Here is a 14,499-nt window from a genome sequence, read left to right on the forward strand (position 1 = left end):
CCCTGGCAGCTCAGCGACCGTAGCGCTCGCGGCCCCAGGCCAGCAGGCCTTGTAGCAGTTCCTTGAGCACCACCTGGGTCGGCGCCGCCAGGTCCTCGCGGTAACGGAAGGGGTCGAACTCTTCCATATAGGTGCTTTGCGCCAGCTCCAGCTGTACCGCATGCACATGCTCCGCCGGATCGCCGTAGTGACGGGTGATGTGCCCGCCCTTGAAGCGCCCGTTGAGCACATGGGTGTAGCCGCCATGGCCAGCGCAGATGCCCTCCAGGCGCCCGGCCAGTTGCGGATCGCAGCTGGCGCCGTTGAAGGTCCCGAGGTTGAAGTCCGGCAGCTTGCCCTCGAACAGGTGCGGGATCAGCGAACGGATCGAGTGGGCATCGAACAGCATGGCATAGCCGAATTCGGCCTTGAGCCGCGCCAGCTCGTCTTGCAGGGTCCGATGGTATGGCCCCCAGATCTGCTCCAGGTACTCATCGCGCTCCGCCTTCGATGGAGCCTGGCCTTCGACGAACAGCGGCTCGCCGTCGAACAGGGTCGCCGGGTACAGGCCCGTGGTGGCGCCGACATACAGCGGCTTGTCGTCGGACGGCCGGTTCAGGTCGATGACAAAACGCGAGTACTCGGCCGCCAGGACGCTGGTCCCCAACTCCTGGGCGAACTCGTACAACCGCGGGATATGCCAGTCGGTGTCCGGCAGGCTCTGCGCCTGGGGTACCAGCCCGGCGGCCACCGCCGGGGTCAGGCGCGTACCGGCATGGGGCATGCTGATCAACAGTGGCACCCGACCTTGTTTGAAGCTCAGAACCTTTTCCACAAGCCTTCTCCTACACAGTCACTTCGACGCCGTGGCGCACCACGCGCTTTTCCAGGTCGCCGCCCAGCCAGTAGGCCAGGTCGGCGGGACGATCTATTTGCCAGGCGACGAAATCCGCCACCTTGCCCACCTCCAGCGAACCGTGGGTCTTGTCCATTCCCAGGGCCTTGGCCGCGTGCAGGGTGACTCCGGCCAGGGCTTCCTCGGGCGTCATGCGAAAACAGGTGCAGGCCATGTTCAGCATCAGGCGTACCGACAGCGCCGGCGAGGTCCCTGGGTTGAGGTCGCTGGCCAGGGCGATCTTCACCCCGTGCTTGCGCAGTGCCTCCATCGGTGGCAACTGGGTCTCGCGCAGGAAGTAGAACGCCCCCGGCAACAACACCGCCACGGTGCCCGAGGCGGCCATGGCGATGGCATCGTCCTCGGTCATGAACTCCAGGTGATCGGCGGACAGGGCCTGGTAGCGCGCCGCCAGGCTCGAACCATGCAGCGAGGACAATTGCTCGGCATGCAGCTTGACCGGCAGGCCGAGTTTTTGCGCGGCGATGAACACCCGCTCCACCTGGGCCGGGGAGAACGCCAGGTATTCGCAGAAGGCATCCACGGCGTCCACCAGCCCCTCGGCTGCCAGGGCCGGAAGCATCTCGCTGCAGATGTGCTCGATATAGTCGTCGGCACGCTCGGCATATTCCGGCGGCAGGGCATGGGCCGCCAGGCAGGTGCTGCGCACGCTGACCGGCAGTTCCTCGCCAAGCCGGCGGATCACCCGCAGGATCTTGCGTTCGCTGGAAAGGTCCAGGCCATAACCGGACTTGATCTCGATGCTGGTGACGCCATCGCGCATCAGGCTCAGCAAGCGCTTGCGGGCACTGGCGAACAATTCGTCCTCGCTGGCCGCCCGGGTCGCGCGCACGGTGCTGGCGATCCCGCCACCGGCGGCGGCGATTTCGGCATAGCTCACCCCTTGCAGGCGCTGCTCGAACTCGCCGCTGCGATTGCCACCGAACACCGTATGGGTGTGGCAGTCGATCAGGCCCGGGGTCACCCAGGCGCCCGCCAGGTCGTGGACCTGCTGGTAATCGCTGGCCGGCAGCTGTTCGCGCCGGCCGATCCACTCGATGTGCGCCCCTGACGTCACGATGGCCGCATCCTCGATGATCGAGTAGCTACCCAGGGCCATGCTGGCGACGTTGCAGTGTTGCCAAAGAGTCTTCATCCAAGGCCTCCGTCAATGATCAATAGTTAAAGAAGAGTGGCCGTCGCTGGAACGCGCCTGGCCAGCTACCGGCTTGACCCAGAGCCTGTAGGCCAGCACCAGCAGCACGATCCACACCACGCCTACCAGCAGCGCCGCCTGGGTCTTGGGGAAGTAGCCCAGGACAGCGAAGATGAACAGCATGAAGGCAATGGCCGCCGCCGGCGCCCAGGGCCAGAACGGTACCTTGAATTGCAGCCCGGCCACCTGCTCGGCGGTCATGGAGCGGCGCATGGCCACATGGGTCAGCAGGATCATCAGCCATACCCAGACCGTGGCGAAAGTGGCCAGGGAAGCGATCAAGAGGAAGATGTCCTCCGGAATCAGGTAGTTGAGCACCACGCCGATCAGCAGGGTCGCCGCCATCACCACCACGGTCATCCACGGCACCCCGTGCCTGGAGACCTGGGCAAAACCCTTGGGCGCCTGCCCCTGCTGGGCCAGGCCATACATCATGCGGCCGGCACCGAAGATATCGCTGTTGATGGCCGACACCGCCGCGGAGATCACCACGATATTGAGAATGGTCGCCGCCGAGCCGATCCCCAGGCTATCGAAGATCTGCACGAAAGGGCTGCCCTGGGTACCGATCTGCGGCCAGGGGAAGATCGCCATCAGCACCAGCAGCGTCAGCACGTAGAACAGCAGGATGCGCATGGGCACGGCATTGATGGCCTTGGGAATGACGCGCTGCGGGTCCTTGGCCTCGCCAGCGGTGACCCCGATGATCTCGATGCCGCCGAAGGCGAACATCACCACCGCGAAGGAGGCGATCACCCCGCTGATGCCATTGGGCATGAACCCGCCATGGCTCCAGAGGTTGCCGAGCCCTGTGGCCTGCTCCTGGCTCGCGCTGCCGATCCCGAACAGCATGATGCCGACGCCGCCGAGGATCATCGCCACGATGGCCCCGACCTTGAGCAACGACAGCCAGAACTCCATCTCGCCGAAGACCTTGACGTTGCACAGGTTCAGCGCTCCGATGAACAGCACGATGGACAGCACCCAGATCCAGCGCTCCACCTCGGGAAACCAGAAGCCCATGTAGATGCCGAGGGCAGTCACGTCCGCCAGGCAGACGATCAGCATCTCGAAGGCATAGGTCCAGCCCAGGATGAACCCCGGCAATGGCCCCAGGTACTGGCTGGCGTAGTGGCCGAACGAGCCGGACACCGGGTTGTGCACCGCCATCTCGCCCAGGGCGCGCATCACCATGAATACCGCCGCGCCACCGATCAGGTAGGCGAGCAACACAGCCGGCCCGGCCATCTGGATGGCCGAGGCGGAACCATAGAACAACCCGGTGCCGATGGCCGACCCCAAGGCCATGAAACGTATGTGGCGCGCCGTCAGGCCGCGCCGTAATCCTGTTTCTTGCGATTGCATGTCTTCGTCCCTTTTATTGTTATTGGACAACCACCGCGCACGCCGGTGCACGGTGGCTGAAGCAGACGTTCCGCGTCTGGCTGGACAGCGGCCCAGGGCCGCTGGCCGAGGTTACAGGCTCGGCAGCAGGCCGGCCGGCAGCAAGCCGGTCAGGCAGCGCGAGGCCAGCAAGTCACTGGCGGCATTGATATCCGGCGCGAAGAAGCGGTCCTTCTCGTAGTAGGCCACCTGCTCGCGCAGGGTGGCGCGGGCCTGCTCCAGGGCCGGCGAGGACTTCAGGCCTTCGCGCAGATCCAGGCCCTGGCAGGCCGCCAGCCATTCCACGGCGAGGATGCCGCGGGTGTTCTCGGCCATTTCCCACAGGCGCTTGCCCGCAGCCGGAGCCATGGACACGTGGTCTTCCTGGTTCGCCGAGGTCGGCAGGCTGTCCACCGAATGCGGGTGGGCCAGGGCCTTGTTCTCGCTGGCCAGGGCCGCGGCGGTGACCTGGGCGATCATGAAGCCGGAGTTGACCCCGCCATTGGCCACCAGGAACGGCGGCAACTGCGACATGTGCTTGTCCATCATCAGCGAGATGCGACGCTCGCTCAGGGACCCGATCTCGCTGATGGCCAGGGCCATGTTGTCGGCAGCCATCGCCACCGGCTCGGCGTGGAAGTTGCCACCGGAGATCACGTCGCCTTCGGCGGCGAACACCAACGGGTTGTCGGATACGGCGTTGGCTTCCACCACCAGCACCTCGGCGGCCTGGCGCAACTGGGTCAGGCAGGCGCCCATCACCTGTGGCTGGCAGCGCAGGGAATACGGATCCTGGACCTTGTCGCAGTTCTGGTGCGAAGCGGATACCTCGCTGCGCTCGCCCAGCAACGCGCGATAGGCCGCAGCGCTATCGATCTGCCCACGCTGGCCCCGGGCGGCATGGATCCGTGCATCGAACGGCGAACGCGAACCCAGCACCGCTTCCACGGTCAGGCCACCGCAAACCAGGGCCCCGGCAAACAGGTCCTCGGCTTCGAACAGGCCACGCAGGGCGAAGGCGGTGGATACCTGGGTGCCGTTGAGCAACGCCAGGCCCTCCTTGGCCGCCAGGGTCAACGGTGCCAGGCCGGCGACTTTCAAGGCCGCCGGGGCGTCCAGCCACTCACCCTTGTAGCGGGCCTTGCCTTCGCCCAGCAGCACCAGGGACATGTGCGCCAACGGCGCCAGGTCGCCGGATGCGCCCACCGACCCCTTGAGCGGGATATGCGGGTAGACCTGGGCATTGATCAGCGCGATCAGGGCATCGATCACCTGGCGGCGGATGCCGGAATAACCGCGGCTCAGGCTGTTGACCTTGAGCACCATGATCAGGCGCACCAGATCGTCGCTGATGGGCTCGCCGACGCCCGCGGCATGGGACAGCACCAGGGAGCGCTGGAGGTTCTCCAGGTCGGCGCTGGCGATACGGGTCGACGCCAGGAGGCCAAAACCGGTGTTGATCCCATAGGCGGTGCGTTTCTCGGCGAGGATCTGCTCGACACAAGCCACGCTGGCGTCGATCTGCGCCGAGGCGCTGTCGTCCAGGGTCAGGCTCAGCGGCTGCTGGTAGATGGCCCGCAGTTGGGCCAGGCTCAGTTGACCGGGAATCAGGTTTAGCGCAGTCACATTCATGCTCCTTTTGAGAGTTTTGTAATAACTACCAGTCGCTCCGGAAACATCCGTTATCCGTCGTCACCCACCAAGTCGGGCAGGCGGCGCCTTGGCACGCTGGCTATGGGAAGAACCTTTTATTGCAACTTCGGAAAATGCCTGCCCAGCAGCGCCGGCTCCTTGAGCAGCGCCGCCGCACTGGCGATGTCGGGGGCCAGCCAGCGGTCCTGGTGATAGGCCGGGACTCGTTCGCGCAGCAGGCTCCAGACAAGCCCGGTGCCGGCGCCGAAACGCTGTTCCTTGAGAAATTCGAAAGCCTGGGCCGCCAGCAGGTACTCGATGGCGAGGATCCGGGTGCAGTTCTCCAGCACCTGGTGCAGCTTCAGCGCGGCATTGGTGCCCAGGCTCAGGTGGTCTTCCTGCAGGCCTGAAGTCACGTAGTTGTCGAGCACCGCCGGCTGGGCCAACTGGCGGTTCTGCGCGCACAGCGAAGCGGCGACGTACTGCACGATCATCATTCCGGAATTGACCCCGGGCTCGCTCACCAGGAACGCCGGCAGGCCGCTGACATGGGGATTGATCAAGCGGTCCAGGCGCCGTTCGGCGATGGAGCCGATCTCGGCCATGGCGATGGCCAGCACGTCGGCCGCCATGGCCACCGACTGGCCATGGGGATTGGCCTGGGAGACCACCCGATAGTGTTCGGGAGTCCCCAGCAGCAGCGGGTTGTCGGTGGCCGATTCGAGTTCGGTCTGCACCTGCTTCGCGGCATGGGCCCACTGGTCCCGGGCAGCGCCATGGACCTGGGGAATGGAGCGGATGCTCAGGGCATCCTGGGTGCGCAGGCCCTTGCTGGCGGCGATCACCTCGCTGCGCTCGAGCAAGGCCAGCAGGTTGCCACCCACCCGCTGCATGCCGGGGTGGGCCTTGAGGGCAATGATCTCAGGGTCGAAGGCGGCGATCTGGCCACGCTGGGCCTCGAAGCTCATGGCGCCGATCACGTCGGCCCATTGCAGCAAGCGCTCGGCATCGGCCAGGGCCAGGCAGGCGAGGCCAGTCATGCAGGGCGTGCCATTGACCAGGCACAGCCCGTCCTTGGCGCCCAGTTGCACCGGCTGCAGCCCCTCTTCGGCCAGGGCCTGCGCCGCGGCCATGATGCGCCCGCGATAGCTGACCAGGCCGACCCCGAGCAGGGCGATGCCGATATGGGCCATGTGCGTCAGGTAACCCACCGAGCCCTGGGACGGCACCTGCGGGGTGATGCCGCGGTTGAGCAGCGCCAGCAGGGCCTCGACCACCTGCCGGTGGATGCCGGACTTGCCATGGCTGTAGTTGATCACCGCCGCGCAGAGGATGGCCCGGGCCTGCTCGTCGGGCAGCGCCGGCCCCACGCCACAGGCGTGGCTGAGCAGGGTATTGCGCGACAACTGGCTGAGCTGTTCGCCGGCCAGCAGTACGTTGCACAGCGCCCCCAGGCCGGTACTGATGCCATAGGCCCGCTCACCGTTCTCCACCACCTGGCGAACGATGGCCTGGGCGTTGTCGATTCGCGCCCAGGCCTGGGGCGATAGCTCCAGCCGCGCCCCGTGGCGGGCGATGGCCACCACATCCTGCCAACCCACCGGGGCGTCGGCGACAACGATAGTTTCAGCCTGGGACATGTCCAACCTCGTACTGGGTGATCCCGTGGTGTATTGCGAGGCGGCCCGTCATGCGGTCGCCGCCCGGCGCTGGACGAAGCGGTCGACGTAGTCGTCGGCCGGCGCATGCAGGATCTCCTTCGGCGTTCCCACCTGGATCAGCCGGCCATCCTTGAGAATGGCGATGCGATTGCCGATGCGTACCGCCTCGTCCAGGTCATGGGTGATGAAGACGATGGTCTTGTGCAGGGTCTTCTGCAGCTCCAGCAACTGGTCCTGCATTTCGGCGCGGATCAACGGGTCGAGGGCGCTGAAGGCCTCGTCCATGAGGATGATGTCGGTGTCCGCGGCCAGCGCCCGGGCCAGGCCGACCCGCTGGCGCATGCCGCCGGACAGCTGGTGTGGGTATTTCTTCTCGTAGCCCTTGAGGCCCACGGTGTTGATCCAGTGCTGGGCACGTTCGACGCACAGCTGCTTGCCCTCACCACGAACCTTCAGGCCATAGGCGACGTTGTCCAGCACATTGCGATAGGGCAACAGGCCGAAGCTCTGGAACACCATGCTGATCTTGCGCCGGCGGAAGTCGCGCAGGGCATCCATGTCGTACTGCAGGATGTCTTCGCCGTCCACCAGGATCTGCCCGCTGGTCGGGTCGATCAGGCGGTTGAAATGGCGCACCAGGGTCGACTTGCCAGAGCCGGACAAACCCATGATGACGAAGATCTCGCCGCTGCCGATGGACAGCGACAGGTCGTTGACCCCCACCACGCAGCCGGTCTCGGCCAGCACCTGCTCCTTGCTGCGTTGCTGCTGGATCAACCGCAGGGCGTCCTCGGCGCGGTTGCCGAAGATCTTGAAGACATTCTTCACCTCGATCTTGCTGACCTGCGCGCTCATTTGCTCACCTCATGCCGTGGCCGGCCGTAGGCCTGGGTAATGCGGTCGATCACCACCGCGAGAATCACGATCGCCAGGCCCGCTTCCAGGCCACGGCCGACGTTGAGGGTCTGGATCCCCACCAGCACGTCCTCGCCCAGGCCACGGGCGCCGATCATCGAGGCGATCACCACCATCGACAGGGCCATCATGGTGGTCTGGTTGATCCCGGCCATGATGCTCGGCAGGGCCAGCGGCAGCTGCACGCCGAACAGTTGCTGCCAGCGGTTGGCGCCAAAGGCGTTGATCGCCTCCATCACCTCGCCGTCGACCTGGCGGATCCCCAAGTCGGTGAGGCGGATCAGCGGCGGCGCGGCGTAGATCACCGTGGCGAAGATCGCCGGCACCTTGCCCAGGCCGAACAGCATCAGCACCGGGATCAGGTACACGAAGCTGGGCATGGTCTGCATGATGTCCAGCAACGGCATCAGCACCGAGCGCAGGCGGTCGCTGCGAGCCGAGAGGATCCCCAGGGGAATGCCGATCAGCACCGAGATCAGCGTGGCCACCAGCATCAGGGCCAGGGTCTGCATCAGCTTGTCCCACAGGCCGACGGCCCCCACCAGGAACAGCAGGCCGACGATCACCAGGGTGGTCAGCCACTTGCGGGTCGAATGCCAGGCCACGACGCCGACGATGCCCAGCATCAGCCACCAGGGCGCGATGCGCAGCAGGCCTTCGAGGTTGACGATGGCCCATAGCAGGGTATCGGAGATGTGCCGGAACACGTCGCCATAGTTGGTCACCAGCGAATCGACCCAGCCGTTGACCCAGTCGGCGATGGAAAACGTGAAGCTTTCTGGAAACATAGGAAACTCTCGATCAAAGGAGGTTGTAGTCCAGCTTCCGGCGACCTCCAGGGCCGCCGCAGAGGCCCGACCTACAGGGCCGCGTCGACCTTCCTGGCGGCTTCTTCGCTCACCCAGGCGTGCCAGACCTCAGGATGTTCCTTGAGAAAGGTTTTCGCCAGTTTCGGCGACTCGATGCGCTCCTTGGTCATGCGCGCCAGGTTCTGGTTGAGCAGGTCGATCGGCAGGTTGACCTTGGCCAGTACCTCCACCAGCTCCGGCGCCTCGTCGTGAAAGGTCCTGGACAGGCCGACCTTGATACTCACGCTCTTGTCGACGCCGGGTTTCTCCTCCAGCTTGACCACGTCCACCTGGCCCATGAGCGGGGTTGGCGTCCAGTAGTAGAACAGGATCGGCTCGCCGCGCTTGTAGCTCGACAGCACTGCGGCATCCAGGGCCGGGCCGGTGCCGGGGCGGAAGTTGGTGTAGCTGTTTTCCAGGCCGTAGCCCTTGAGCATCTCGCTGTTGTCCAGCTCGCAGGTCCAGCCGGCCGGGCAGTTGTAGAAGCGGCCCTTGGCCGGCTCTTCCGGGTCCTTGAAGACACTGGCGTACTTGGCCAGGTCGGCGACGTTCTTCAGGTCCGGGGCCTTGGCCTCGAGCTTGCGCTTGGCATCGCCCTCGATCACATAGCGCGGCACGTACCAACCTTCGACGGCACCCACCACCGGCGCGCCGACGCCGACCACCTTGCCGGCCTTCTCGGCCTTGTTCCAAACCTCGCTGCGCCCTACCCATTCTTCGGCGAAGACCTGGATGTCGTTGCTGCCCAGGGCGTTCTCCATGGTGATGGAGTTGCCCGGCAAGCTGTCGGTCTTGCAGCCGTAACCCTTCTCCAGGACGAACTGCAGGACATCGGTGAGCAGCATGCCGCTTTCCCAGTTCAAGCCAGCGAACTTCACCGGCTTGCCCGACTCGCACCAGCCAGCCGCCTGGGCGCCGGACGCAGCCAGAAGGCCCATGGACAACAACGTGGTCAGCAGGGTCTTGTGTTTTTTCATTATGTGACGCTCCTAAACATGGGTTGGCTTACGGCAGTCAAGAGGCATCCAGCCCTGTCCACGTCCAATCGGACTCACACCGCAGCGGCGCGGCGGGTTCCAGCGATTTCTTGTTCGTTGGCGGCGTCCTGCTCGGGCGGCAGGATCAGTTTTTCGGGCACCGCACCATGCCATTTCCTGGCACAGACGTAGTACAGCGCCGCCGGCACCACCAGGCCGATGATCCAGGAGATATCCACGCCACCCAGTACCTCCACCAGCGGCCCGGTATAGAACTTGGTGCTGATGAACGGCAGCTGTACCAGCACGCCGATCACATAGACGCTGATACCCAGCATGTTCCACCGGCCATAGCGGCCATTGGGATCGGCCAGCGCCGGCACGTCGTAGTTCTCGCGGGTGATGCAGTAGTAGTCCACCAGGTTCACCGCGCTCCAGGGGGTGAAGAAGGCCAGCAGGAACAGGATGAAGGACTTGAATGCCCCCAGGAACGAATGCTGGCCGAGCAGGGCGATCAGGGTCGCGGCGCCGACGATGACCAGCACGAACACCAGGCGCTGCAGGCGCGTCACCTCCAGGTGGCCACGCAAGCCGCTGATGATGGTGGCGATGCACATGAAGCTGCCGTAGGAGTTCAGCGTCGAGATGGTGATCTTGCCGAAGGCGATGCTGAAGTACAGCAGCGCCGCGGTGGCGCCACTGCCACTTAGGCCGACGATGTAGGCCACTTCACGCCCGGCGAACTGCCCGTTGGCCATGGCCGCGGCGAACACACCGAGGATCATCGCCACCTGGGCGCCGATCACCGAGCCGGCGCCCACGGCGAGGAAGGTCTTCACCGAGGACGTCTTGCTCGGCAGGTAGCGCGAGTAGTCGGCCACGTAGGGGCCGAAGGCGATCTGCCAGGAAGCGGCGAGGGATACCGCCAGCAGGAAGCTCGCCCAGCTGAAGTGACGGATCTCCAGGAGCGCGCCGACATCGGTCTGGCCCATGAGGCGGCTGAACAGGTAGACGAAGGCAATGACGCCGATGACGCTGGCGACCCGGCCGATGAAATGGATGACCCGGTAGCCAAGCACGGTCACCAGGACGATGACGCTGGCGAAGATCAGGATGCCGAGGCTGTCGCTGACGCCGAACAGCTGGCCCAGGGCCTGGCCGGACAGCACCGTGCCGGTGGCGGTGAAGCCCAGGTACATCAGGCATACCAGCACGATCGGGATCGCCGCGCCGTAGACGCCGAACTGCACCCGGCTGGAGATCATCTGCGGCAGGCCGAGCTTGGGTCCTTGCGCGGCATGCAGGGCCATGACGCCGCCGCCCAGCAACTGGCCGACGAACAGGCCGATCAACGACCAGAACACGTCGCCGCCCAGCACCACGGCCAGGGCGCCGGTGACGATGGCGGTGATCTGCAGGTTGGCGCCCAGCCACAGGGTGAACTGGCTGTAGAGCTTGCCGTGGCGTTCGGCTTCGGGAATGTAGTTGATCGACCGCCGCTCGATCAGGGGTTTGGAGCTATCACTGGCCGTGGACATCGTTATTGTTCTCCCGGGGGATTCTTGTCATGTCAAAGCTCTGCTACATGGACCGAACCGCCGCGCTGCGAGGTGCGGCGGCTCCTTCCCTGGTCCTGGCGGCGAACCGCCGGAGTGTCAATTGCCGGTGATCATCGGCAGGTTCAGGCCCTGCTCCTTGGCGCAGTCGATGGCGATCTGGTAGCCGGCATCGGCATGGCGCATCACGCCGGTGCCCGGATCGTTGGTCAGGACGCGAGCGATACGCTCGGCGGCTTCATCGCTGCCGTCGCAGACGATGACCATGCCCGAGTGCTGGGAGAAGCCCATGCCGACGCCGCCGCCGTGATGCAGGGAAACCCAGGTCGCGCCACTGGCGGTATTGAGCAGGGCGTTGAGCAGCGGCCAGTCGGACACGGCATCGGAACCGTCCTGCATCGATTCGGTTTCACGGTTCGGGCTGGACACCGAACCGGAGTCCAGGTGGTCGCGGCCGATGACGATCGGTGCCGACAGCTCACCGCGCCGGACCATTTCGTTGAATGCCAGGCCCAGCTTGGCGCGCTGGCCCAGGCCGACCCAGCAGATACGCGCCGGCAGGCCCTGGAAGCTGATGCGCTCGCGAGCCATGTCCAGCCAGTTGTGCAGGTGGGCGTCGTCCGGGATCAGCTCCTTGACCTTGGCGTCGGTCTTGTAGATGTCCTGCGGGTCGCCGGACAGCGCCGCCCAGCGGAACGGGCCGATGCCACGGCAGAACAGCGGGCGGATGTAGGCCGGGACGAAGCCCGGGAAGTCGAAGGCGTTGGCCACGCCCTCTTCCTTGGCCATCTGGCGGATGTTGTTGCCATAGTCGAAGGTCGGGATGCCCTGCTTCTGGAAGTCGAGCATGGCTTGCACGTGCACGGCCATCGATTGCTTGGCGGCTTTCACCACGGCAGCCGGTTCGGTCTGTGCGCGATCGCGGTACTGCTCCCAGGTCCAGCCGGCCGGCAGGTAGCCGTTGAGCGGGTCGTGGGCGCTGGTCTGGTCGGTGACCATGTCCGGGCGCACGCCCCGCTTGACCAGCTCGGGCAGGATTTCGGCGGCGTTGCCCAGCAGGGCGATGGAGATCGCCTTGCCTTCGGCGGTGTACTTGGCGATACGCGCCAGGGCGTCGTCCAGGTCCTTGGCTTGCTCGTCGACATAACGGCTGCTCAGGCGGAAGTCGATGCGGCTCTGCTGGCATTCGATGTTCAGCGAGCAGGCGCCGGCCAGGGTCGCGGCCAGTGGCTGGGCGCCACCCATGCCGCCCAGGCCCGCAGTCAGTACCCAGCGCCCCTTGAGGCTGCCGCCGTAGTGCTGGCGACCGGCTTCGACGAAGGTTTCGTAGGTGCCCTGGACGATGCCCTGGCTGCCGATGTAGATCCAGCTGCCGGCGGTCATCTGGCCGTACATGGCCAGGCCCTTGGCATCCAGTTCGTTGAAGTGTTCCCAGTTGGCCCAATGCGGCACCAGGTTGGAGTTGGCGATCAGCACGCGCGGGGCGTTGGCGTGGGTCTTGAACACGCCGACCGGCTTGCCGGACTGCACCAGCAGGGTCTCGTCGTCATTCAGGTGGGTGAGGCTCTCGACGATCTTGTCGTAGCACTCCCAGTTGCGCGCCGCGCGCCCAATGCCGCCGTAGACCACCAGCTCCTTGGGGTTCTCGGCGACTTCCGGATCGAGGTTGTTCATCAGCATGCGCAGCGGCGCTTCGGTCAGCCAGCTCTTGGCGGTCAGCTTGTTGCCACGCGGGGCACGGATTTCTACGTTCCGGTATTTGGTGAATTTGTTGTCAGCCACGGAAAACCTCCTCGACGATGAGCCCAAGGTGCGAAGAGGATGGCATCGACTCTTACGCACACATATTTACTTGTACATACAAGCATATGCAATCAAGCGGCCAACTCTGTCCAAGCCACCTGGAACAATCACCGAAAAACGCCTGGAAACCTTCTAGATCGGGCTCCTCGGCCTTGAATGAATTTTCCCTCGGGTATCAATCGACGCTCCCGCTGGTTGTTACCAGGGGCAGGTTTTGCCCACTGCTGGGGCATTCGGTAACAGATTGGCGCGCCGTCAGGAACAGGATCCGCCCCCGGGAACGGACAAGGGCCAGCCGCCTCGAGCAGGAGGCCGAAGCACGGATAGAAGAGTGATGGAGACTAGAAGGGAAGCTGGCAGGCCACGCCCTGGCCCGCCAGCAAGGGTGACTCAGATACTGGTGAGTTCGATCACGCAGCAGCGCCCGTCGAGGGCAACTTCCAGCAGGCCGGCATTGTCGTCCAGGCGCAGGCAATCGTAGCGGCCCAGGGCCTGGACCGCAGCGCCGGCCACATCGACCCAGGCCTGTTCGGCGGCACTGAACACCAGCACCGTATGGGCCTGGCTGAAGAAGCGCTGCTGGCCATCGAACCACTGCAGCCGCGCCATATAGCGCTCGGGGCTGTAGATCAGGTTGAAATCACGGATGGCGCCGTCCAGCAGGGTGCAGTTGACCTGGCTGGCGCCACTGAAGGCAAAGGGGTCCAGGGGCAGCAACGGGCGCACATCCTGGCCATCCACGCAAAGCTGCATGCCAGCGCCCTGCAGCACGGTGATGACCCGCTGGTAGCCGGCGAAGCTGGAGAAACCGCCGGATTCGCCGATGTCGGCGATCGACAGGCGCCAGCCGAAGCCTTCCAGGCCGGCCCCGCTGTCCCGGGTGATTTCCTCGGTACTGCCGCCGCCGTTCTTCCAGGGCATGCGCGGATAGTCGGCGGCGCGTAGCAGGCTAGACCGGATCATTTGTGAAAGCGTCCTTCGAGGCGATGCCGGGAACCGGGGTGGATCAGCCGCGCGGCGGTCACCGGCTGGCGCCCGGACCAGGTACGGCGGCGGATCAGCAGGCAGGGTTCGCCACGCTCGATCTGCAGCAACTTGCATTCTTCAGGTTCGGCGAGGATCGCCTCCACCACATGCTCGCCCTCGGTCAGGGGCGCGACCTGGGACAGGTAGGCATAGGGCGTTTGCAGGGTGAAGTCTTGCTTGAGGTATTCCGGCGCCACCAGGGCGTTGACGAAGCGATCCTCGATCTGCACCGGGATGTCGTTCTCGAAATGCACGATCAGCGAATGGAAGACCTTCTGCCCTTCGCGCATGTCCAGGGCCAGGGCCCGCTCGGAACCGGCGGCCTCCTCGCCCAGGGTGATGACCTGGCAGGTGTGGCGGTGACCGCGGGAGGCGATCTCGTCGGCGATGTTGTGCACCTCGAACAATGCCGACTGGGTCTTGGGCTCGGCGACGAAGGTACCCACGCCCTGCATGCGCACCAGCATGCCTTCGGCGGTCATCTCGCGCAGCGCACGGTTGATGGTCATGCGGCTGAAGCCCAGCTGGCTGACCAGTTCGCTTTCCGAGGGCACGCGATAGTGCGGCGGCCAGTTTCCGCTCTCGATCTGCTGGGTGATCATCTGTTT

Annotated in this window: 12 protein-coding genes; all 12 read right to left on the bottom strand. The window is 65.1% G+C overall.

The window, feature by feature from the left end:
- Positions 1-10: 10 nt before the first annotated feature.
- Entirely contained in the window at positions 11-814 is an 804-nt protein-coding gene (gene hutG / locus AC3WK8_RS09135; protein ID WP_103324613.1) for an N-formylglutamate deformylase, read from the bottom strand.
- 10 nt (positions 815-824) lie between these two features.
- Positions 825-2,030 (bottom strand): imidazolonepropionase, encoded by a 1,206-nt coding sequence (gene hutI, locus AC3WK8_RS09140; RefSeq protein ID WP_053132508.1) that lies wholly within the window; start codon positions 2,028-2,030, stop codon positions 825-827.
- A 12-nt stretch (positions 2,031-2,042) separates the two neighbouring features.
- Positions 2,043-3,455, bottom strand: coding sequence for an amino acid permease (locus tag AC3WK8_RS09145; protein WP_103324614.1), 1,413 nt, complete (start codon positions 3,453-3,455; stop codon positions 2,043-2,045).
- A gap of 111 nt (positions 3,456-3,566) precedes the next feature.
- Positions 3,567-5,105: a histidine ammonia-lyase gene (gene hutH / locus AC3WK8_RS09150; protein ID WP_103324615.1), complete on the bottom strand. Its 1,539-nt coding sequence runs from the start codon at positions 5,103-5,105 to the stop codon at positions 3,567-3,569.
- A gap of 116 nt (positions 5,106-5,221) precedes the next feature.
- Positions 5,222-6,745 carry an HAL/PAL/TAL family ammonia-lyase gene (locus AC3WK8_RS09155; RefSeq protein ID WP_103324616.1) on the bottom strand — a complete coding sequence of 508 codons (1,524 nt, stop codon included), beginning with the start codon at positions 6,743-6,745 and terminating at the stop codon, positions 5,222-5,224.
- A 48-nt stretch (positions 6,746-6,793) separates the two neighbouring features.
- Positions 6,794-7,621 (bottom strand): quaternary amine ABC transporter ATP-binding protein, encoded by an 828-nt coding sequence (locus AC3WK8_RS09160; RefSeq protein WP_103324617.1) that lies wholly within the window; start codon positions 7,619-7,621, stop codon positions 6,794-6,796.
- On the bottom strand, positions 7,618-8,469 hold the full coding sequence (locus tag AC3WK8_RS09165) for an ABC transporter permease (RefSeq protein ID WP_103324618.1): 852 nt from the start codon (positions 8,467-8,469) through the stop codon (positions 7,618-7,620). The genes AC3WK8_RS09160 and AC3WK8_RS09165 overlap by 4 nt, the downstream gene beginning before the upstream one ends.
- 71 nt (positions 8,470-8,540) lie before the next feature.
- Positions 8,541-9,506 carry an ABC transporter substrate-binding protein gene (locus tag AC3WK8_RS09170; protein ID WP_022639531.1) on the bottom strand — a complete coding sequence of 322 codons (966 nt, stop codon included), beginning with the start codon at positions 9,504-9,506 and terminating at the stop codon, positions 8,541-8,543.
- 74 nt (positions 9,507-9,580) lie between these two features.
- Positions 9,581-11,044, bottom strand: coding sequence for a purine-cytosine permease family protein (locus tag AC3WK8_RS09175; protein WP_103324619.1), 1,464 nt, complete (start codon positions 11,042-11,044; stop codon positions 9,581-9,583).
- Positions 11,045-11,161: 117 nt separating this feature from the next.
- Entirely contained in the window at positions 11,162-12,844 is a 1,683-nt protein-coding gene (hutU, locus tag AC3WK8_RS09180; RefSeq protein ID WP_103324620.1) for a urocanate hydratase, read from the bottom strand.
- 411 nt (positions 12,845-13,255) lie between these two features.
- Positions 13,256-13,828 (bottom strand): HutD/Ves family protein, encoded by a 573-nt coding sequence (locus tag AC3WK8_RS09185; protein WP_085595691.1) that lies wholly within the window; start codon positions 13,826-13,828, stop codon positions 13,256-13,258.
- A complete protein-coding gene (gene hutC / locus AC3WK8_RS09190) occupies positions 13,825-14,493 on the bottom strand; it encodes a histidine utilization transcriptional repressor HutC (protein WP_235777293.1) in 669 nt (222 codons plus the stop codon). The genes AC3WK8_RS09185 and hutC overlap by 4 nt, the downstream gene beginning before the upstream one ends.
- Positions 14,494-14,499: the final 6 nt, after the last annotated feature.

The sequence above is a fragment of the Pseudomonas sp. FW507-12TSA genome (assembly GCF_058781435.1).

Bases quoted from the DNA above. Each gene is read 5' to 3' on its own strand.
- hutI (WP_053132508.1), bottom strand. From the start codon at position 2,030: ATGAAGACTCTTTGGCAACACTGCAACGTCGCCAGCATGGCCCTGGGT.
- AC3WK8_RS09145 (WP_103324614.1), bottom strand. From the start codon at position 3,455: ATGCAATCGCAAGAAACAGGATTACGGCGCGGCCTGACGGCGCGCCAC.
- hutH (WP_103324615.1), bottom strand. From the start codon at position 5,105: ATGAATGTGACTGCGCTAAACCTGATTCCCGGTCAACTGAGCCTGGCC.
- AC3WK8_RS09155 (WP_103324616.1), bottom strand. From the start codon at position 6,745: ATGTCCCAGGCTGAAACTATCGTTGTCGCCGACGCCCCGGTGGGTTGG.
- AC3WK8_RS09160 (WP_103324617.1), bottom strand. From the start codon at position 7,621: ATGAGCGCGCAGGTCAGCAAGATCGAGGTGAAGAATGTCTTCAAGATC.
- AC3WK8_RS09165 (WP_103324618.1), bottom strand. From the start codon at position 8,469: ATGTTTCCAGAAAGCTTCACGTTTTCCATCGCCGACTGGGTCAACGGC.
- AC3WK8_RS09170 (WP_022639531.1), bottom strand. From the start codon at position 9,506: ATGAAAAAACACAAGACCCTGCTGACCACGTTGTTGTCCATGGGCCTT.
- AC3WK8_RS09175 (WP_103324619.1), bottom strand. From the start codon at position 11,044: ATGTCCACGGCCAGTGATAGCTCCAAACCCCTGATCGAGCGGCGGTCG.
- AC3WK8_RS09185 (WP_085595691.1), bottom strand. From the start codon at position 13,828: ATGATCCGGTCTAGCCTGCTACGCGCCGCCGACTATCCGCGCATGCCC.
- hutC (WP_235777293.1), bottom strand. From the start codon at position 14,493: ATGATCACCCAGCAGATCGAGAGCGGAAACTGGCCGCCGCACTATCGC.